The sequence below is a fragment of the Microbacterium deferens genome, from assembly GCF_045517775.1.
Classification (GTDB): Bacteria; Actinomycetota; Actinomycetes; order Actinomycetales; family Microbacteriaceae; genus Microbacterium.
Genome location: NZ_JBEUWT010000001.1, coordinates 389,566 through 407,948 on the forward strand (window position 1 = coordinate 389,566; position 18,383 = coordinate 407,948).

General features: G+C 69.2%; 19 protein-coding genes and 1 tRNA gene. 6 read left to right on the top strand and 14 right to left on the bottom strand.

Translation table 11 applies throughout. The features are described 5' to 3' along the window. Nucleotides 1–21: 21 nt before the first annotated feature. Entirely contained in the window at nt 22–1,575 is a 1,554-nt protein-coding gene (locus ABTU82_RS01920; protein WP_116646316.1) for an MFS transporter, read from the bottom strand. A gap of 80 nt (nt 1,576–1,655) precedes the next feature. On the opposite strand from ABTU82_RS01920, the gene ABTU82_RS01925 reads away from it, so the two are divergent. Further along, nucleotides 1,656–2,216 carry a TetR/AcrR family transcriptional regulator gene (locus ABTU82_RS01925; protein ID WP_116646315.1) on the top strand — a complete coding sequence of 187 codons (561 nt, stop codon included), beginning with the start codon at nt 1,656–1,658 and terminating at the stop codon, nt 2,214–2,216. Between the two features lie 42 nt (nt 2,217–2,258). On the opposite strand, the gene serA is transcribed toward ABTU82_RS01925, so the two are convergent. From serA to otsA, 10 genes are all read right to left on the bottom strand, one after another. Then, complete coding sequence (serA, locus tag ABTU82_RS01930; RefSeq protein WP_116646314.1) at nt 2,259–3,863, bottom strand: phosphoglycerate dehydrogenase; 1,605 nt, start codon at nt 3,861–3,863, stop codon at nt 2,259–2,261. Nucleotides 3,864–4,017: 154 nt separating this feature from the next. Then, nucleotides 4,018–4,365, bottom strand: coding sequence for a bacitracin resistance protein (locus ABTU82_RS01935; RefSeq protein WP_116646313.1), 348 nt, complete (start codon nt 4,363–4,365; stop codon nt 4,018–4,020). Then, complete coding sequence (locus ABTU82_RS01940; RefSeq protein WP_116646312.1) at nt 4,362–4,868, bottom strand: DNA polymerase III subunit gamma/tau; 507 nt, start codon at nt 4,866–4,868, stop codon at nt 4,362–4,364. The genes ABTU82_RS01935 and ABTU82_RS01940 overlap by 4 nt, the downstream gene beginning before the upstream one ends. A 27-nt stretch (nt 4,869–4,895) precedes the next feature. Beyond that, nucleotides 4,896–5,513 (bottom strand): cyclodeaminase/cyclohydrolase family protein, encoded by a 618-nt coding sequence (locus ABTU82_RS01945; protein WP_407171332.1) that lies wholly within the window; start codon nt 5,511–5,513, stop codon nt 4,896–4,898. 100 nt (nt 5,514–5,613) lie between these two features. Beyond that, nucleotides 5,614–6,639, bottom strand: coding sequence for a ketol-acid reductoisomerase (gene ilvC, locus ABTU82_RS01950; protein ID WP_116646310.1), 1,026 nt, complete (start codon nt 6,637–6,639; stop codon nt 5,614–5,616). Nucleotides 6,640–6,746: 107 nt separating this feature from the next. Continuing rightward, nucleotides 6,747–7,256, bottom strand: coding sequence for an acetolactate synthase small subunit (gene ilvN / locus ABTU82_RS01955; protein ID WP_116646309.1), 510 nt, complete (start codon nt 7,254–7,256; stop codon nt 6,747–6,749). Nucleotides 7,257–7,267: 11 nt separating this feature from the next. Further along, nucleotides 7,268–9,076 (bottom strand): acetolactate synthase large subunit, encoded by a 1,809-nt coding sequence (locus tag ABTU82_RS01960; protein WP_116646308.1) that lies wholly within the window; start codon nt 9,074–9,076, stop codon nt 7,268–7,270. A 37-nt stretch (nt 9,077–9,113) separates the two neighbouring features. Beyond that, nucleotides 9,114–10,820: a dihydroxy-acid dehydratase gene (gene ilvD / locus ABTU82_RS01965; RefSeq protein ID WP_116646307.1), complete on the bottom strand. Its 1,707-nt coding sequence runs from the start codon at nt 10,818–10,820 to the stop codon at nt 9,114–9,116. Nucleotides 10,821–10,829: 9 nt separating this feature from the next. Continuing rightward, entirely contained in the window at nt 10,830–11,612 is a 783-nt protein-coding gene (gene otsB, locus ABTU82_RS01970) for a trehalose-phosphatase (RefSeq protein ID WP_407171335.1), read from the bottom strand. Between the two features lie 5 nt (nt 11,613–11,617). After that, entirely contained in the window at nt 11,618–13,033 is a 1,416-nt protein-coding gene (gene otsA, locus ABTU82_RS01975) for an alpha,alpha-trehalose-phosphate synthase (UDP-forming) (RefSeq protein WP_116646305.1), read from the bottom strand. A 114-nt stretch (nt 13,034–13,147) separates the two neighbouring features. Here otsA and ABTU82_RS01980 point away from each other — a divergent pair, with 114 nt between their 5' ends. From ABTU82_RS01980 to ABTU82_RS01990, 3 genes are read left to right on the top strand one after another with little or no spacing between them, the layout of a single operon-like run. Next, entirely contained in the window at nt 13,148–13,405 is a 258-nt protein-coding gene (locus tag ABTU82_RS01980) for a cytochrome c-type biogenesis protein (protein WP_116646304.1), read from the top strand. A gap of 38 nt (nt 13,406–13,443) precedes the next feature. Then, nucleotides 13,444–13,875 (top strand): MarR family winged helix-turn-helix transcriptional regulator, encoded by a 432-nt coding sequence (locus ABTU82_RS01985; protein WP_407171340.1) that lies wholly within the window; start codon nt 13,444–13,446, stop codon nt 13,873–13,875. After that, the gene (locus tag ABTU82_RS01990; RefSeq protein ID WP_407171343.1) at nt 13,872–15,098 is read left to right on the top strand and encodes an MFS transporter; all 1,227 of its coding nucleotides are present in this window, start codon (nt 13,872–13,874) and stop codon (nt 15,096–15,098) included. Before ABTU82_RS01985 ends, ABTU82_RS01990 begins: the two co-directional genes overlap by 4 nt. Nucleotides 15,099–15,264: 166 nt before the next feature. On the opposite strand, the gene ABTU82_RS01995 is transcribed toward ABTU82_RS01990, so the two are convergent. Then, nucleotides 15,265–15,337, bottom strand: a tRNA-Lys gene (locus tag ABTU82_RS01995). Between the two features lie 126 nt (nt 15,338–15,463). On the opposite strand from ABTU82_RS01995, the gene ABTU82_RS02000 reads away from it, so the two are divergent. Further along, nucleotides 15,464–16,273, top strand: a complete 810-nt coding sequence (locus ABTU82_RS02000) for an inositol monophosphatase family protein (RefSeq protein ID WP_407171344.1) — start codon at nt 15,464–15,466, stop codon at nt 16,271–16,273. Next, nucleotides 16,270–16,845, top strand: coding sequence for a hypothetical protein (locus ABTU82_RS02005; RefSeq protein ID WP_407171346.1), 576 nt, complete (start codon nt 16,270–16,272; stop codon nt 16,843–16,845). Before ABTU82_RS02000 ends, ABTU82_RS02005 begins: the two co-directional genes overlap by 4 nt. Here ABTU82_RS02005 and ABTU82_RS02010 read toward each other — a convergent pair. Together ABTU82_RS02010 and ABTU82_RS02015 are read right to left on the bottom strand one after the other, a co-directional pair. Continuing rightward, entirely contained in the window at nt 16,823–17,917 is a 1,095-nt protein-coding gene (locus ABTU82_RS02010; RefSeq protein ID WP_407171348.1) for an acyltransferase family protein, read from the bottom strand. The genes ABTU82_RS02005 and ABTU82_RS02010 overlap by 23 nt on opposite strands. A gap of 180 nt (nt 17,918–18,097) precedes the next feature. After that, a complete protein-coding gene (locus tag ABTU82_RS02015; RefSeq protein ID WP_407171351.1) occupies nt 18,098–18,364 on the bottom strand; it encodes a hypothetical protein in 267 nt (88 codons plus the stop codon). Nucleotides 18,365–18,383: the final 19 nt, after the last annotated feature.

Sequence of the window (18,383 nt, forward strand, 5' to 3'; positions counted from 1 at the left end):
TTCGACAGGGAGCCGCGCCCCTCAGCCCTTGCGGCTGCGGGACGGTGCGGCTTTCGACCCCTTCAGAGTAGTAGCCGCCACGACGCCCGCCACGACGATGAGCGCAGCCCCGATGATCGACGTGACGACCACGCCGGAATCGAACGCATGCGCTGCGGCCTGGCGGAGCGCCTCGGCGAGCTCGGGAGAGAGCCCTTCCGAGGCGCGGATGGCGCCGGCGAGCGTCTCGCGCGCCGCGTCGCCGGCCTCGGCGGGAACCCCAGCCGGAAGGACCAGCTGTGCGCGGTAGGCGGCGGTGAGGATGCCGCCGAGCACCGCCGTACCGAGCACCGCTCCGAGTTCGTACGCCGTCTCAGACACGGCGCTCGCAGCTCCGGCCTTCTCCCCCGGCGCGCTGGCGAGGATCAGCTCGTTGCTGACGGTCTCGGCCGCGCCGATGCCGAGCCCGAGCGCGGCGAACGCGGCGATCAACAGGCCGAGCTCTGCCGTGGACACGGCGACGAGCACGTATCCGAGCGCCGAGAAGGACAGCGCGACCGGAACGATGATGCGCGGCGGGAATCGCTGAGCGATCGGCACGACCACCAGGCCCGACACGATCATCGCCGCGAGTCCGGGGACCAGCGCGAAACCCGACTCCATCGGGCTGAGGCCGACGATCAGCTGCAGATGCTGCGCGACGAAGTAGAGGAAACCGACGAGGCCGACGACGCTGAGGAGGTTGACCACGATCGCGCCGCTGAAGGTGCCGCGTCGGAAGAGCGACATGTCGAGCATCGGCGTCGTCAGGCGCTTCTGCCGTCGGACGAACAGAGCGCCGAACCCCAGGCCGACGAGGAAGAGGACCGGGATCGCGGGCACCAGTCCCTCGACCGCGAACTCCTTGATGCCGTACACGATCGGGATCATCGTCGCCAGCGACAGCAGCACGCTCAGCAGATCGAACCGGCCCGGGTGGGGGTCGCGGCTCTCGGGCACGAGGATCGGCGCGAGGACGAGGAGCGGGATCAGCACCGGCACCGACAGCAGGAACACCGACCCCCACTCGAAGTGCTCGAGGAGGAACCCGCCGACGATCGGGCCGAGGGCCGACCCGGCGGAGAAGCCCGCCGCCCAGATGGCGATGGCGATGCGCCGCTGATCGCGGTTCGCGAAGATCGTGCGCAGCAGCGACAGGGTCGAGGGCATGAGCATGGCACCGAAGACGCCCATGCCTGCGCGAGCGGCGATGAGCAGCGCCGCGCTGGGGGCGAAGGCGGCGAGCACCGAGACGACTCCGAAGCCGGTGGCGCCGATCAGCAGCATCCGGCGTCGACCGAAGCGGTCACCGAGCGTGCCCATGGTCACCAGCAGCGCCGCGAGCACGAGCGCGTACGAATCGACGATCCAGAGCTGCTCGATGCTCGTCGGGGCGAGGTCGGAGGCGATCGACGGCAGCGCGAAGCTCAGCACCGTGTTGTCGACGGAGACCAGGATCACCGGCAGCATCAGCACCGCCAGAGCGAGCCATCCGCGCCAACTGGCACGGGGCACGTCCACTGTGGAGGTGGGCTGGGTGAGGGTGGAGCTGGCCATGAGTGTTCGTTCCGTTTCTAAACCGTCTAGCCGGTATAGTATCAGAGGATCGCCCGCCTCCCCTCGATACGATCGGACCTATGAGCCGCCCACCCCGTGCCCGCGAAAGCGTGCTCGACGCATTCGCCCGCATCCTCGCCGACGACGGCGAGCGAGCGGCCACCATGGACGCCACGGCGCGTGAAGCCGGGGTCTCCAAGGGCGGACTGCTGTATCACTTCGGGTCGAAGGAGGCCCTCGAGGCCGGGCTCATGGAGCGCATGGAGGCGCTCGCTGTCGACGACATCGAAGAGATCAAGCGCGCCCCCGAAGGCCCGGTGGCCGCATTCATGCGCACGTCGATTCACACCGGATCGGTGCTCGACCAGGCGATCGTGGCCGTCTCACGACTGGCGCAGAACGGCAGCGCTCCCGCCGTCGAGGCGCTGCGGCGCGTTCGAGTGCTCTGGGAGGAGGCCCTCCGGCCTCTGGCGAAGGATGAGACCGCGCTGCAGCTGATCCTGCTGGTGAGCGACGGCCTCTACTTCAACAACGCGCTCACGGTCGGATCGGTGCCCGGACCGCAGCTCGACGCCGACGACATCGCCGCGCTGATCCGGCTGGTCGAAGCATCCACCATCCCCGACGCCGCCGCACCGTAGCGACGACGCCGAGGGGCGGATGCTGCGTGCGCAGCGCGGGGCTCAGGCCTCGGTGATCTCGATCTGACGGAACAGGTCGGCACCCACGGCCTCGCCCATCTCGGCGAGCAGCTCGTCGGGCACGGGCGAGTCGACGGTGAGCACCGAGAGGGCGCGCCCGCCGGCGTCGGCGTGGGCGACCTGGAGTCCTTCGATGTTGATGTCGACGTCGCCGAGCGCGCGAGCGTAGATCGCGACGATCCCCGGGCGGTCGGCGTAGCGCATCACCACGTGGTGGCGCTCGATCGGCACCTCGATCTCGTAACCGTTGATCCCGACGATCTTCGGCACCATGCGGGTGCCGGCGAGCGTGCCCGACACGGTGAGCACAGAGCCGTCGGACAGCGTGCCGCGCAGGGTCGTGAGGTTGCGGTAGAGCGGGCTCTCGGCCTCGACGACCAGACGGGTCTCGATGCCGCGCTGCTCTGCGAACAGCGGCGCGTTCACGTAGGAGACGGTCTCACTCACGATGTTCGTGAGGATCCCCTTGAGAGCTGCGAGACGGTAGACGCTCACGTCGTAACCGGCGAGCTCGCCGCGCACCTCGATCTCGAGGTTCGTCAGCGCGCCCTGCGCGAGGCCGGTGAAGAACTGTCCGAGCGACTCGACCAGAGCGATGCCGGGGCGCACGAACGGGTCGATGACGCCGCCGGCGACGTTCACCGCGTCGGGCACGAGGTCGCCCTCGAGCGCGAGCTTGACCGACTTGGCGACCGACACGCCCGCCTTCTCCTGGGCCTCGTCGGTCGACGCTCCGAGGTGGGGCGTCACCACGACGTTCGGCAGGTCGAGCAGACGCGCCGCGGTGCCGCCCGCGACGGGAGGTTCGGTGGTGAAGACGTCGAGGCCCGCGCCGGCGATCTCGCCCGTCGTCAGAGCGTCGAACAGCGCCTCCTCGTCGATGAGACCACCGCGCGCGACGTTCACGACGTAGGCGGTCGGCTTCATGCGACGCAGCTGCTCGGTGCTGATCATGCCGGTCGTCTCGGCCGTCTTCGGCATGTGGATGGAGACGAAATCGCTCTGGTCGAGCAGATCGTCGAGGCTCAGCAGCTCGACGTCCAGCTGCTGCGCGCGGGCACTGGTGACGTAGGGGTCGTAGGCGACGACGCGCACGTCGAACGCCTGAAGACGCGCGGCGATGAGCGCACCGATGCGGCCGAGCCCGATGATGCCGACCGTCTTCTCGTACAGCTCCGTGCCCGTGAACGAGCTGCGCTTCCAGGCTCCTGCCGCGAGCGAGGCGTGGGCCGCGGGAATGTGACGGGCAAGGCTCAGGATGTGGCCGACCGTCAGCTCTGCCGCCGAGATGATGTTCGAGGTCGGGGCGTTGACGACCATGACGCCGGCGGTGGTCGCCGCCTTGATGTCGACGTTGTCGAGTCCGACGCCGGCTCGGGCGACGACCTTCAGCTTCGGCGCCGCGGCGAGAGCCTCGGCGTCGACCTTCGTCGCGGAGCGCACCAGGATCGCGTGCGCATCGGCCAGAGCGGCGAGAAGCGCGGGGCGGTCGGTGCCGTCGACGTTGCGGACGTCGAAGTCGGGCCCGAGGGCCTCGACCGTGGCGGGAGAGAGTTCTTCGGCGATGAGGACGACGGGCTTCGTCACAGACAGATCCTTCGGCGGTACGCGAGAGCGGTGGATGCGGCGGACCGACGGTCACACGACCGAGGGCACGGGTTGGGCCAGCCTATCGCGGCCCGACACCCACGCCCGATCGTGTGACGGGCCGCTCACGTGCGGTCGCCAGAGGCGGAGTGACTCAGCCCAGCAGCTCCGCGCCCTTCGTCGCCGCGTAGGCCAAGACGTTGAACCAGAACACCGCCGAGAGACCGAGCCCCGTCAGGAGGACGAGCGCGAACTGCCCGGCCCGGCGGCGGTAACCGACGGCGAACGCGGCCCCGAAGGCGAGGAGCGGGAAGACAGCTGCCGAGAGCAGCAGCGCCCACCCCGCGGCGTTGATCCCCAGAGGCCCGGTCGCCTGCGACACCAGCAGCCCGACGGAGTTCCACACGATGTACGCGTAGAAGAGACCGAATCCGCCCGCGATGGCCACCACCATCCACGTGGGGTTCCGCCGCGTGGTCGGAGACTCTTCGACAGCGGTCATACGCCGACTCCCGTCTGCAGGAAAGGCCACGGCACGACGAGCACGAGCCCGACGAGAAGGGCGACGAAGCGCACCCAGGTACGCGACCGGCGGGTCAGCACGAACGCGGTGAGGAACCAGATCGGTCCTGCCAGGGTGGCGCCCCAGGTTCCCGCGGCGTACATCACGGGGTCGACGAGGAGTCCCGAGACCGCCTGGAGCCGGAGCCCCGCGATGACCCACCCGATGGCGAAGAAGATGTAGGCGCCCGCGATCAGACCGATCGATACGAGCGCGGCATTGCCCATGGCGGCCGGTTCGGCGGCCTGCTCGGGCTCGCGCTCGACGAGGTCCGCCGGCTCGGGTTCGGCCGCTGCTCGCGCGGGTCGTTGCTCGACAGCGGCGGGCGCAGCATCCGGGACCGGCTCGTCGATCGTCGCGCGGGACGTGTCGGCGCCGACGTCGAGCGTGGGGTCGTCGTCTCCGTCCCAGCTCAGGGCGTCATCGTCGCGGCGGGTGGTCACTCCCCCAGCGTAATGCGCGGGGTCGCGTCAGGTGCCCGATACCGCCACGCGGATGGCGTCGATCTCGTCCCGCACCCGCCCGCCTCGCTCGCCGACCTCGTCGACGCCGACGAGCGGTGCGTCGTCGTCGCCCTCGGATGCATGCTTGCGCGCCAGACGGACGTTCGCGTGGAGGTTGATCAGCGCCGCGCCGAGCCCGGCGGCCAGCGCCTCGGCGGCCACGCCCGTGTCGGCGACCACGCTCGGGTTGCCGACGTCTGCGACCGTCCGCAGCTCCGCGGCGAGGGCGATGCCGACCTCGGCGAGCTCGGCCGACGACAGCGACGCCGCGACGGCTTCACGATGCAACGGGATGCTGCGGTCGGGATCGCGGGAGGCCAGGGCGGCACCGAGCGCGCGGGAGCGGATGCCGTCTTCGTTCGCCGCGCGCAGGGCTCTCTCGCGCAGCTCGCCGACGCGACCGCCCGCGGCGACGGCAGCCGGCTCGTCGGGCGTGTAGCCGCACACCATGTGCAGGAGCGCCGCGGCGAGCCCCATCATCACCCCGGCGGCCGATCCGCCGCCCGGAGCCCCGGTGGGCTCGGCGAGCTTCGCCAGCCAGGTGTCGAGCGCGATCGAGGTGGGTACGTCTCCGTCGGCGTTCATCCGGCCACCCTAAACGGCGAGACCCGTCCCCCGCAGCGAGACCCCGACACAATGTCGGGGTCTCGCCGGTGGGAACGGGTCTCGTGGTCGACCGGCGGGGTCAGCGCGCAGCAGACCCCTCGGTGTAGTCGGTGTCGGTCTGCTTCCAGGCGAAGAGCGAACGCAGCTCCTTGCCCGTGGCCTCGATCGGGTGCCCGGCGGCCTTCTCGCGCAGGGCGAGGAACTCGGGGGCTCCGGCGTCCTGGTCGTCGATGAAGCGCTTCGCGAACGCACCCGACTGGATGTCGGCGAGAACGGCCTGCATGTTCTCCTTGACGTGCGCGTCGATCACGCGGGGGCCCGAGACGTAGTCGCCGTACTCGGCCGTGTCGGAGACCGACCAGCGCTGCTTGGCGATGCCGCCCTCCCACATGAGGTCGACGATGAGCTTGAGCTCGTGGAGCACCTCGAAGTACGCGATCTCGGGCTGGTAGCCGGCCTCGCTGAGGGTCTCGAACCCGTACTGGACGAGCTGCGACACACCGCCGCAGAGAACGGCCTGCTCGCCGAAGAGGTCGGTCTCGGTCTCTTCGGTGAAGGTGGTCTTGATGACGCCGGCACGGGTGCCGCCGATCGCCTTCGCGTACGACTTGGCGGTGTCCCACGCCTGGCCCGACGCGTCGTTCTCGACGGCGATGATGTCGGGGATGCCGCGGCCGGCGACGAACTCGCGGCGCACGGTGTGACCGGGCGCCTTCGGTGCGACGAGGATGACGTCGACGCCCTCGGGCGCGTCGATGTAGCCGAAGCGGATGTTGAACCCGTGCGCGAACGCGAGGGTCTTGCCCGGGGTCAGCTTGTCTTTGATCGACTCGCTGAAGATCGACCGCTGGTGCTGGTCGGGCGCGAGGATCATGATCAGGTCGGCCCACTCGGCCGCATCGGCGACCGACTTGACCTCGAAGCCGTCCTCCTGGGCCTTCGGAGCGGACTTCGAGCCGTCCTTGAGGGCGATGACGACGTCGACGCCCGAGTCGCGCAGGTTCTGCGCGTGGGCGTGGCCCTGCGAGCCGTAGCCGACGACCGCGACCTTCTTGCTCTGGATGAGCGACAGGTCGGCGTCGTCGTCGTAGAAGATCTCTGCCATTTCGGTGTTTCTCCTTGTGAGGTGTGGTCCCTTCGACAAGCTCAGGGACCGGGTTCTGGGAGTTCGGCCCCTGAGCGTGTCGAAGGGTCCGAACGGTGTGCGATGGGTCAGCCGCGCAGCACGCGTTCGGTGATGCTCTTGCCTCCCCGACCGATGGCGAGGAGCCCGGACTGGGCCTGCTCCTTGATGCCGAACGGTTCGAGCGCGCGCAGGAAGGCCTCGACCTTGCCGTGGTCGCCGGTGATCTCGGCCACGATCGCGTCGGGGGCGTAGTCGACGACCGAGGCGCGGAAGAGCGCGACGACCTCGAGCACGTTCGAACGGGTGGCGTTGTCGGCCCGCACCTTCACGAGCATGTGCTCGCGCTGCACGGATGCTGCGGGGTCGAGCTCGACGATCTTGATGACGTTGATCAGCTTGTTCAGCTGCTTCGTCACCTGCTCGAGCGGGAGCCCTTCGACGTCGACGACGACGGTGATGCGTGAGAGGCCGTCGACCTCGGTCACACCCACCGCGAGCGACTCGATGTTGAACCCGCGACGGGCGAACAGCCCCGCCACGCGGGTGAGCAGGCCCGGCTTGTCCTCGACGAGGAGGCTCAGCACGTGTCTTGCCATGACGATCCCCCTCAGTCTTCCTGGTCGAACGCCGGAGCGTGTTCGCGGGCGTATTGGACGTAGCTGTTGCTGACGCCCTGCGGCACCATCGGCCACACCATCGAGTCGGCGCTCACGACGAAGTCGATCACGACCGGACGATCGTTCGTCTCGAGGGCGAGCTTGATCGCCGCATCCACCTCGTCTTCACGCTCGACGCGGATGGCCAGGCAGCCATAGGCCTCGGCGAGCTTGAGGAAGTCGGGGATGCGCACGCTGCCGTGACCGGTGTTCAGGTCGGTGTTCGAGTAGCGGCCGTCATAGAACAGCGTCTGCCACTGGCGCACCATGCCGAGAGACGAGTTGTTGATGATCGCGACCTTGATCGGGATGTTGTTGATCGTGCAGGTGGCGAGCTCCTGATTGGTCATCTGGAAGCATCCGTCGCCGTCGATCGCCCACACCACGCGGTCGGGTTCGGCGACCTTCGCGCCCATCGCCGCCGGCACGGAGTAGCCCATCGTTCCGGCCCCGCCGGAGTTGAGCCAGGAGTTGGGCCGCTCGTACTTGATGAACTGCGCCGACCACATCTGGTGCTGTCCGACGCCCGAGGCGAAGATGCCCTCGGGTCCGGTCAGCTCGCCGATGCGCTGGATCACGTGCTGCGGGGCGAGGAGGCCGTCGGTCGTCGGTGCGTACCCGAGCGGGAACTCCGCCCGCAGCCCATCTAGGAACGACCACCATTCCTCGGTGTCGGGCTTCGTATCACCGGCGACCGCACGGTACGCGGCCTCGAGGTCGACCAGCACGTCTTTGAGGTCACCCACGATGGGCACCTCCGCGGCGCGGATCTTTCCGATCTCGGCGGGGTCGATGTCGACGTGCACGACCTGGGCGTGGGGTGCGAAGAGCGCGGCCTTGCCTGTCACGCGGTCATCGAACCGCGCACCGAGCGAGACGAGCAGGTCGGCCTCCTGCAGCGCGAGCACCGCGGGAACCGTTCCGTGCATGCCGGGCATGCCGAGCTGCTGCGGGTGGGAGTCGGGGAACGCCCCGCGCGCCATCAGGGTCGTGACGACGGGCGCACCCGTGGCCTCGGCGAGAGCGAGCAGCTCCGCCGACGCGCGGGAGCGGATCACGCCGCCGCCCACGTACAGGACGGGCTTCTTGGCGGTGGCGAGCAGCTGGGCCGCGGCCTGGATCTGCTTTCCGTGCGCCTTGGTCACGGGACGGTAGCCCGGAAGGTCGATCTTCGGCGGCCAGACGAACGGCGCCTCAGCCTGCTGGGCGTCTTTCGTGATGTCGACGAGCACCGGTCCGGGGCGGCCGGTGCCGGCGATCTCGAAGGCCGACGCGATCGCGCCCGGGATCTCGGACGCATCCTTCACCAGGATCGAGTGCTTGGTGATCGGCATCGTGATGCCGACGATGTCGGCCTCCTGGAAGGCGTCGGTACCCATCAGGGTCGAGAACACCTGCCCGGTGATGCAGACGATCGGCACCGAGTCCATGTAGGCGTCGGCGATCGCGGTGACGAGGTTCGTCGCACCCGGACCGGACGTCGCGATCGCGACACCGATGCGGCCGGATGCTGAGGCGTAGCCCTCGGCGGCGTGACCGGCGCCCTGCTCGTGACGCACGAGGATGTGGCGGATCTCGGACGTGTCCATGAGCGGGTCGTAGACGGGCAGGATGGCGCCGCCGGGCAGACCGAACACGTCGGTGACGCCGAGCAGCTCGAGCGATCGGACGACGGCCTGCGCGCCCGTCATGATCGGCGCGGCGGCTGCGGCGGAGCGGGCGGGTGGCCGGGGTACGGCCGTGGTTGAGTCGGCAGACATGGTGAAGCTCCTTGGAGCGGTGATGGGGGGCGGGCCGTCAGCCCGTAACGGCGCCGCGGGCGGCGGACTGCACGAGCTTCGAGTACTTGGCCAGGACGCCACGGGTATAGCGCGGGGGAAGCGGCTCCCAGCCAGAGCGGCGGGAGCTCAGCTCGGTCTCGTCGACGAGTAGGTCGAGAGTGCGAGCCGCGATATCGACCCGTATCAGATCACCATCGCGCACGAAGGCGATGGGACCAGCGTCCACCGCTTCGGGTGCTATGTGGCCGATGCACAGGCCGGTTGTGCCGCCTGAGAATCGTCCGTCCGTCAAGAGTAGTACATCCTTGCCGAGCCCGGCCCCCTTGATGGCGGCGGTGATGGCGAGCATCTCGCGCATGCCGGGGCCGCCCTTGGGGCCCTCGTAGCGGATGACCACGACGTCGCCGGCGTGGATCTCGCCGGCCTCCAGCGCGTCCATCGCGCCGCGCTCGCGCTCGAAGACGCGAGCGGGTCCTTCGAACACGTCCGCGTCGAACCCGGCCGACTTCACGACCGCGCCCTCGGGCGCGATCGAGCCGTGCAGGATCGTGATCCCGCCGCTCTCGTGGATCGGGTTGTCGAACGTGTGGATGACGGTGCCGTCGATCGGGTCGGGGTCGAGATCGCGCAGGTTCTCGGCGAGCGTCTTGCCCGTCACCGTCAGCGCGTCGCCGTGCAGCAGGCCCTCGTCGAGCATCGCCTTCATGATCACGGGGATGCCGCCATGCCGGTCGACGTCGTTCATGACGTACTTGCCGAACGGCTTCATGTCGGCCACATGGGGCGTCTTGTCGCCGATGCGGTTGAAGTCGTGGAGCGAGAGCTCGACCTCGGCCTCGTTCGCGATCGCGAGGAGGTGGAGCACGACGTTCGTCGATCCGCCGAGCGCCATCGCCAGGGCGATCGCGTTCTCGAAGGCTTCCTTCGTCAGGATGTCGCGCGTGGTGATCCCCTGGCGCAGCAGGTTGACGACTGCCTCGCCCGATCGGTGCGCGAAGTAGTCGCGGCGACGGTCGGCCGACGGCGGGGCGGCCGATCCGGGGAGGCTCAGACCGAGCGCCTCGGCCACCGAGGCCATCGTGTTGGCGGTGTACATGCCGCCGCAGGCGCCTTCGCCCGGAGCGATCGCGCACTCGATGCGCTTGAGGTCCGCTTCGCTCATCTTGCCCGCCAGACACGCACCGACCGCCTCGAACGAGTCGATGATCGTGACGTCCTTCTCGGTGCCGTCGCTGAGCTTCACCCAACCCGGGGCGATGGAGCCCGCGTAGAGGAAGACGCTCGAGAGGTCGAGACGGGCGCTGGCCATGAGCATGCCGGGGATCGACTTGTCGCAGCCGGCGAGCAGCACCGACCCGTCGAGGCGCTCGGCCATCATCACGGTCTCGACCGAATCGGCGATGACCTCGCGCGAGACGAGCGAGAAGTGCATGCCCTCGTGGCCCATCGAGATGCCGTCCGAGACCGAGATGGTTCCGAACTGGAGCGGGTAGCCGCCCCCGGCGTGGACGCCTTCCTTGGCGCCCTGGGCGAGCCGGTCGAGGCTCAGGTTGCAGGGGGTGATCTCGTTCCAGCTCGACGCGATGCCGATCTGGGGCTTGTCCCAGTCGGCGTCGCCCATGCCCACGGCACGGAGCATTCCGCGCGACGTGGTGGCTTCGATGCCGTCGGTCACCACGCGGCTGCGGGGTTTGATGTCGATGGAGTTGTCGGGGTGGGCCATATCGGCAGTCTATTCCGGGCGCGCGGCTCGCCGACGCGCCAGGTCGTCCAGCAGCGCGGCGAATGCGGGGATGTCGGAGACCGACACGGTCGCGGCTGTTTCCTTGGTGCCCACGTGCACGCCGAGATCGCCGTCCGAGAGACTGCGCAGCGCGTCTTCGTCGGTGACGTCGTCCCCCGCGAAGAGCACGGCCGTCGATGCCGTCTGCTCCCGGAGCGCAGCGACCGCCGTGTCTTTGCCCTCGTGGCGGAAGGCGAACTCGACGATGTTCTGGCCCGTCCGGCGACGCCATGACGGGGCCTCGGCCGCCACGATCGCGTCGACGGCATCGTTCGCCGCCGTCCGCGACGCAGCATCCTTCACCATCCGGGTGTGAACCGCGAAGCCGAAGGTCTTCGGCTCGATCCAGACGCCCGGATGATCGGCGACCGCCGCCTCGGCCTCGGCGAACAGCCGGTCGCGGAGGCGGACGTCGTCCGACTCCTCCTGCGGCTCGATCATCCCCTCCCCGGGGCGCCAGTACTCCGCACCGTGCGACCCGGCGAGCAGCCACGGCGAGTCGTCGCCGTGCTCCGCGATGACGCGGAGGTCGGACAGACTGCGACCGGAGACGAGCGCGACCGTCGTGTCGGGCAGCGCGGCCAGCGACTGCAGTGCCGCGCGGGCGGCGGGCAGCATCCGCGACTGCATCGGGTCATCGGCGTGCGGCGAGATCGTGCCGTCGAAGTCGAGGGCGACGAGCAGACGGGGCGTCGCCGCGAGGGCGTCGAGCAGCGCGTCGGAGTTCGGCATGGTCATCACTCCACCACCGATCCGGGTCCGTGGAAGACCGACAGCGCCTCGAGGAACTCGCGCGACCAGTCTTCGACGTCGTGCTCGCGCACGCGGCGCCGCAGCGCTCTCATGCGCCGCCCCTGCTCGGCCGCGGGCATCTCGATGGCGCGCATGATGGCGTCCTTCAGCCCGCCGATGTCGTGCGGGTTGATGTGGATCGCGCTGCCGAGCTCGTCGGCGGCACCCGCGAACTCGCTCAGCACGAGCACCCCGCGGTTGTCGACGCGGCTGGCGACGTACTCCTTCGCGACGAGGTTCATCCCGTCGCGCAACGCCGTGACGAGCATCACGTCGGCGGCGAGGTACAGCGCGACCATCTCCTCGCGGGGATACGCCTGGTGCAGGTAGCGGATGGCGGTGTGGCCCATGGTGTCGTAGTCGCCGTTGACGCGGCCGACCGCCAGCTCGATCTCGTCGCGCAGCTGCACGTACGCCTCGACCCGCTCGCGGCTCGGGCTCGCGACCTGCACGAGCGTCACGTCGTCGACCGACACGCGCCCGTCTTCGAGCAGCTCTCCGAAAGCCTTCAGGCGGTGCCGGATGCCCTTGGTGTAATCGAGGCGGTCGACCCCGAGAAGGATCTTCTTCGGGTTTCCGAGACTCTCGCGGATCTCGGCCGCACGCGCCTGGATCTCGGGCCGCTGGGCGAGTTCGATGTACGAATCGGCGTCGATCGAGATCGGGAACGCCTTCGCGAGAGCCCGTCGTGTGCCGCCCTGACCGTCGGGCACCGTGATGCCCGACGCCTTCGTCTCATACCGGAGCTGACGGCGGACGGCACGGGCGAAGTTGCCCGCATCGGCCACCCTCTGGAAGCCGATGACGTCGGCACCGAGCAGACCCTCGAGCACTTGCCGACGCCACGGCAACTGCGAGTACAGGCCATAGGCGGGGAACGGGATGTGGTGGAAGTACCCGATGGTGAGATCGGGGCGTGCTTCGCGCAGCATCCGTGGCACGAGCTGCAGCTGGTAGTCCTGCACCCACACGATCGCGTTCTCGTCGGCCGCGGCGGCTGCGGCCTCGGCGAAGCGCCGGTTCACCCGCACGTAGGCGTCCCACCACTGCCGCCGGTATCGGGGCGCCGCGATCACGTCGTGGTACAGCGGCCAGATCGTGTCGTTCGAGAAGCCCTCGTAGTAGTTCTCGATATCTTCGGCGGTCAGCATGACCGGCACGAGGTGCGATCCCTCGAACTCGAAGGGCTCCAACTCGACGTCGGGCTGCCCGGCCCACCCGACCCAGGCGCCGTCCGCCTTGCGCATCACCGGCTCGAGAGCGGTGACGAGACCTCCGGGCGACCGGCGCCACGGCTCGTCATCACCCGACCGATCGACGGGAAGTCGGTTTGCGACGACGACGAAATCGGCCTTGGTCACGGAAATTCTCCTCGCTGGGCGGAATCCCAGGCTAACAGCGGGCGGCGGACGGCCCCGGCGGGTGCCTGTCAAGCCTGCGTCGGGTACGCTGCCGGCCCCGGTAGCGTGTGAGGCATGCGCAAGTACATCTTCGGAACCGGTCTCCTGAGCGCCATCACGAGCGGCCTCACGCTCCTTCGGAGCCTGCGCAGCAACGAGCCGTTCACGTGGCGGACGGCGCTGGGCTGGCTGAGCTGGGGAATCACTCTCGCCCTGGCGATCGGCGCTGTCGTCGATACCCGCCGCTCGTCCCGCGGCAAGCTCATCGCGGGCGACTCGCCCCTGTCGAAGGGCGAGCAGAAGCGCCTTCTCAAGGAACGCGTGAAGCGCTAACCCATACCTAGGGTATATATCCGCGTTATGCTTCTTGCATGACGCGTGCAGAAGACATCCAGCGGCTGATCATCGCCGCGAACGCACTCACCCGCATGGCGGCGCTCACGCTCGACAACGAGACCCCGTCGGCGCAGTGGCGCACCCTCAAGCTCCTTCGCGACCACGGTCCTCTGCGGGTGGGCGAGCTCGCGGTGCTCAGCCGCATCTCGCAGCCCGGGATGACCCGCCTGGTCGGCCAGATGGTCGAGGCAGGACTCCTCGAACGGGCACCGGATGCTGCGGACTCCCGCGCATCCGTCGTCTCCGTGACCGAGGCCGGCGACGCCGCGCTCGACACGTGGCTCATACGGCTGCAGGACGCGCTCCTGCCCTTCTTCTCCGACCTCGACGACGACGACTGGGAGGCGGTCCGACGGACGGCGGATCTCATCTCACGCAAGACCGCAATGACGGAGGCCGTGCGATGAGCGGTGCCTCCGCCACGAGTGTCTGGCGCCAGCCCGCCCAGGTCTGGGCTGTCGCATTCGCCTGCGTCGTCGCGTTCATGGGGATCGGTCTCGTCGATCCGATCCTCCCGGCGATCGCCGATTCGCTTCAGGCGAGCCCCGTCGAGACCGAGCTGCTCTTCACGAGCTACCTCCTCGTCACCGGGCTCGCGATGCTCGTCACGAGCTGGGTGTCGAGCCGTATCGGCGCGAAGCGCACCCTGCTCGTGGGGCTCGCCCTCATCGTCGTCTTCGCCCTCCTGTGCGCGGTGAGCGGCAGCGTCGACGCGGTGATCGGGTTCCGGGCCGGCTGGGGCTTGGGCAATGCGCTGTTCATCTCGACGGCGCTCGCGACGATCGTCGGCTCGGCGAGCGGTGGCAGCGCCGCGGCGATCATCCTGTACGAGGCAGCCCTCGGGCTGGGCATCGCGATCGGACCCCTCCTGGGCGGTCTCCTCGGCGAGGTCAGCTGGCGCGGACCGTTCTTCGGTGTCGTCGCCCTCATGGCCATCGCGTTCATCGCCGTGCTGCTTCTGCTCCGCGGCAAGGAGGCCACACCCGCACCGACGCGCCTGTCGGCACCGATCCGGGCGCTGCGGCAACCGCCTCTCGCCGTGCTGGCGGTCACGGCGCTGTTCTACAACATCGCCTTCTTCGTGCTGTTGGCCTTCTCACCGTTCCCGCTGGGCTTCGGCGCCATGGGGATCGGCTTCACGTTCTTCGGGTGGGGCGTGGCCCTCGCGATCACCAGCGTCTGGGTCGCCCCGCTTCTCCTGCGCACGATGCGCCGCACGACCGCGATGCTGATCGTGCTGCCGCTTCTCGCCGTCGACCTCGTCGTCGCGGGATTCGTCGCCGGCTCGCCCGCCGCGCTCGTGACCTGCATCATCGTGGGCGGCCTCTTGCTCGGCCTCATGAACACGGTCCTCACCGAGTCGGTGATGGAGGCGACCGACCTCCCCCGCTCGGTCGCCAGCTCGGCGTACTCGGCCGTGCGCTTCCTCGGAGGAGCCGCCGCTCCCCCGCTCGCAGCCCTCTTGTGGCACGCATTCACCGTCAGCGTGCCGTACTGGTTCGCCGCCGCATCCGTCGCCCTCGCCGTCGTCACCCTGCTCATCGGGCGCCGCGCTCTGGCACGGATCGACGAACGCGAAGCGGATGCTGCGGAGGAGGGCGCCGCCATCCTCGTCGGCGACGCCGCCTGACGCTCACCCGATCACCACACAAGGGCTCCGGTCCACCTCCTGCTGCGGCATTCCGAGGTGGATCGGAGCCTTTTCGCAGCGATCCAGGGGGCAGGCGCCGCGCCACCACGGGCGCGGAAAAGCGAAAAAGCCCCGGAAACTGGCGAGAGTTTCCGAGGCTGATCCGTGCACCCCCTCGGACTTGAACCGAGAACCCACTGATTAAGAGTCAGTTGCTCTGCCGATTGAGCTAGAGGTGCGTGGACCGCCGGGGTGGAGCCCGGCGAACCGAGGGTTTACATTACCAGTCCTTACCGCTCCCCGCGAATCGAGGTCGGCTCGCCGGTATCGTGGAGCCTGTGTCCCCCACCGAGGTTTCTTCCCCCGTGCCCGGCAGTACCTTCGCAGACGACCTCTCTCTGGCCCTCCGGATCGCGGATGCCGCCGACGCGGTGTCGATGAGCCGCTTCGACGCGGCCGACCTCGACGTGCAGACCAAAGCAGACGATTCCGCGGTCACCGAGGCAGACCTCGCGACCGAGCGCGTCATCCGAGACCTGTTGTCCGCGGAGCGTCCGGACGACGGGGTGTTCGGCGAAGAGTTCGGCGTCTCGGGCAGCGCGACCCGTCAGTGGATCATCGATCCCATCGACGGCACCTCGAACTACCTCAAGGGCATTCCCGTGTGGGCGACGCTCATCGCCCTTGCCGTCGACGGCGTGCCCCGGGTGGGTGTCGTGAGCGCACCGTCGCTCGGACGCCGCTGGTGGGCCGCTGAGGGCGGCGGAGCATGGACGAACACCCCGGAGGGCGACAGCCGACGCATCCACGTCTCGACGGTCGACACGGTCGAGAAGGCGAGCGTCAGCTTCCAGAGCATCGAGCAGTGGGATGCGGCGGGCAAGCTCCCCGCGTTGCTGCGGCTCTCGCGCGCCGTCTGGCGCGACCGCGGCTACGGCGATGCCCTGCCCTACATGTGGCTCGCCGAAGGACGCCTCGAGTTCGTCGCCGAGTTCGGCGTGAAGGAGTACGACCTCGCCGCGCTCGTTCCGGTGGTCCACGAGGCCGGCGGGAGATTCACCTCCTTCGACGGAGAGGACACCCTCGCGGCGCGTTCGTCGCTCGCGACGAACGGCGTCCTGCACGCGGACTTCCTCGACCTGATCCACGCCGACGGATCGGACGCCGCTTCGTGACCGCCCTCCGGCGCAGCATCCTCGCAACGCTCTCGCTGGGGGTTGCCTCCGTTGCACTCGCGGCGTGCGTCGCGGCTCCCGCAGCCACTCCGACCACCCCTCCGCCCTCGAGTGCGTCGAGCGCTCCCCCCGTGGCCTCGCCCGAACCGAGCGTGAGCGCGACGTCGGACGCCGAAGCGACGTGCGCGTCGCTCCTCCCCGCATCGACCGTCGCCGACTTCGAGGAGCTCGGCTGGACCTCCCAGGAAGGACCCTTCTACGCCGGCGGTGTCGAGCTCGCCGACGGCATCCAGTGCACCTGGGGCGACTATTCGGTCGCGACCGATCACGTGCAGATCTACGGCTGGGCTCCGATCACCGACGCAGCCGCCTCCACGGCGAAGAACGAGCTGCTGTCGGGTGGATGGCGCAGCGAAGAGAGCTCCGACGGCCTGTACATCACCGAGAGCACCGACACGGCCATCGCGACCGACGACGAGGGGTACGGCATCACCTATCTCTTCGGCGACGGATGGGTCACGATCTCCGACACGAAGCAGGGCCTGCTGCTCATCGAGCGCCCGGCGAGCTGAGCAGGGCGGATCCGGGCAGCTGGGTGGGCCTGCGCGCTCCCGGTGCCCGGTGCAGCCACGGCGCTCGGTACATCCACGGAGCCACTCGGTGCACCACACGGTGCAGAGCCAGGGCGGTGGCTACGACGACCACGGTGACCGCGATCGGATACACCGACGACACGAGCGGATTGCCGAAGACCGCTTGAGCGATCTCCCGCGGGAGCAGTCCGATCAGAGCGTCGACAGCGATCGCCAGAGGCAGCTGCACCACGTAGATCGGCAGGGTGCGACGGCCGACCCACACGGTCGATCGGGGAAGCAGCCCCTGCGCCTCCAGGAGCTTCAGCAGTGACACCACCGCCGTGACCCCGGCCACGGTCGACAGCAGCAGGTAGGTGGTCCACAGCATCCGACTCTCGGCCTCGTGCATCGCGTTCACACCGGCCATGAGGCCGAGCGCGCCCGCGAGCACGAGCGGGGCGCTGCCACGGATGCTGCGCAGCAGACCCGGCGCGTAGGCGCCGAGCAGGAAGAACACCAGGTACTCCGGCATCGGCGTGCGGTCGAAGACGTCGGGCAGGCGGTCGGTGAAGGCCGTCCACGACACCCACGCCGCGCCGGCGAGGGCCACCGGGGCGATGCGCGCGCCGGCCTTCGCGATGGTGAAGTACGCGGCGAGAGCGACGAGGAACCACAGGTTGTTCGGAGCGTACGTCAGCTGCGCGGCGAGCTCGCGCACGGTCGAGGCGGCCGCTGTGCCGGCGTGAGGGACCATCAGGAAGAACACGGTCTGCGCCAGCAGCCACACGGCGTACAGGTAGTACAGGCTCAGCGTGCGGGTGCGCAGCACCGTGCCCCATGGTCGCGCGATGGCACTCGCGGCGAAGTAGCCGGCGATGAGGAAGAACAAGGGCATACGCACCGGAAGCAGAAGGTCACGCAGATCGATCCATGCGCTCTGCGCCGGGCCCCACATCGTCCAGGTGGCCTCCGGCCCCTCCTGGAGGAAGACATGGCCGAGCACCACGGCGAGGATCGCGAGCCCCCGGGCGCTGTCGGCCCAGAGTTCGCGGCGCGCGGAGAAGATCATGCGTCTCGTTCCTGTTGCAGCCACAGCGGGGCCACACGTCGGATGGAGCGCGGCGGCGACGACACGCGAAGAAGAACGACCGGGGGGACGGTCACTCACAATTTTCCCATAGTTCACACACAGCGCGGTCACCGTCGACCCGCAGCCGCGCTCGCTCCCCCTCCTCCGAGGGCGTGCAGCTCAGCGGTAGGGGTTCACAGCCTCGCTCGCGGCCTCCGGATCGGCGCCCGCCGCGTGGCCCTGATCCCACGCGTCTCCGCGAGCCTCCCGGTCGCGCGAGAGGGCGTCGGTGTCGAGGATGCGGCGGGCTAGGCGAACCCACTCCCCCCAGTGCGCCTCGACGGCCGCACCATCGAGCTGCGCTCGCACCTCCCACTTCTCCGGGGCGGCGCTGGGCGCGATGGAGAGCCCGCCGATGCTGAGACGGTCACGACGCGGATCGGACATGGCACGACCTTTCTGGTAC

Excerpts from the sequence above, each read along its gene's own strand:
- ilvD (WP_116646307.1), bottom strand. The coding sequence starts at position 10,820 with ATGGCCCACCCCGACAACTCCATCGACATCAAACCCCGCAGCCGCGTG.
- ilvN (WP_116646309.1), bottom strand. The coding sequence starts at position 7,256 with ATGGCAAGACACGTGCTGAGCCTCCTCGTCGAGGACAAGCCGGGCCTG.
- ABTU82_RS01990 (WP_407171343.1), top strand. The coding sequence starts at position 13,872 with ATGAGCGGTGCCTCCGCCACGAGTGTCTGGCGCCAGCCCGCCCAGGTC.
- ABTU82_RS01925 (WP_116646315.1), top strand. The coding sequence starts at position 1,656 with ATGAGCCGCCCACCCCGTGCCCGCGAAAGCGTGCTCGACGCATTCGCC.
- otsB (WP_407171335.1), bottom strand. The coding sequence starts at position 11,612 with ATGCCGAACTCCGACGCGCTGCTCGACGCCCTCGCGGCGACGCCCCGT.
- ABTU82_RS01960 (WP_116646308.1), bottom strand. The coding sequence starts at position 9,076 with ATGTCTGCCGACTCAACCACGGCCGTACCCCGGCCACCCGCCCGCTCC.
- ABTU82_RS01980 (WP_116646304.1), top strand. The coding sequence starts at position 13,148 with ATGCGCAAGTACATCTTCGGAACCGGTCTCCTGAGCGCCATCACGAGC.
- ABTU82_RS01985 (WP_407171340.1), top strand. The coding sequence starts at position 13,444 with ATGACGCGTGCAGAAGACATCCAGCGGCTGATCATCGCCGCGAACGCA.
- ABTU82_RS02010 (WP_407171348.1), bottom strand. The coding sequence starts at position 17,917 with ATGATCTTCTCCGCGCGCCGCGAACTCTGGGCCGACAGCGCCCGGGGG.
- ABTU82_RS01935 (WP_116646313.1), bottom strand. The coding sequence starts at position 4,365 with ATGACCGCTGTCGAAGAGTCTCCGACCACGCGGCGGAACCCCACGTGG.
- ABTU82_RS01920 (WP_116646316.1), bottom strand. The coding sequence starts at position 1,575 with ATGGCCAGCTCCACCCTCACCCAGCCCACCTCCACAGTGGACGTGCCC.
- ABTU82_RS02015 (WP_407171351.1), bottom strand. The coding sequence starts at position 18,364 with ATGTCCGATCCGCGTCGTGACCGTCTCAGCATCGGCGGGCTCTCCATC.
- ABTU82_RS01945 (WP_407171332.1), bottom strand. The coding sequence starts at position 5,513 with ATGAACGCCGACGGAGACGTACCCACCTCGATCGCGCTCGACACCTGG.
- ilvC (WP_116646310.1), bottom strand. The coding sequence starts at position 6,639 with ATGGCAGAGATCTTCTACGACGACGACGCCGACCTGTCGCTCATCCAG.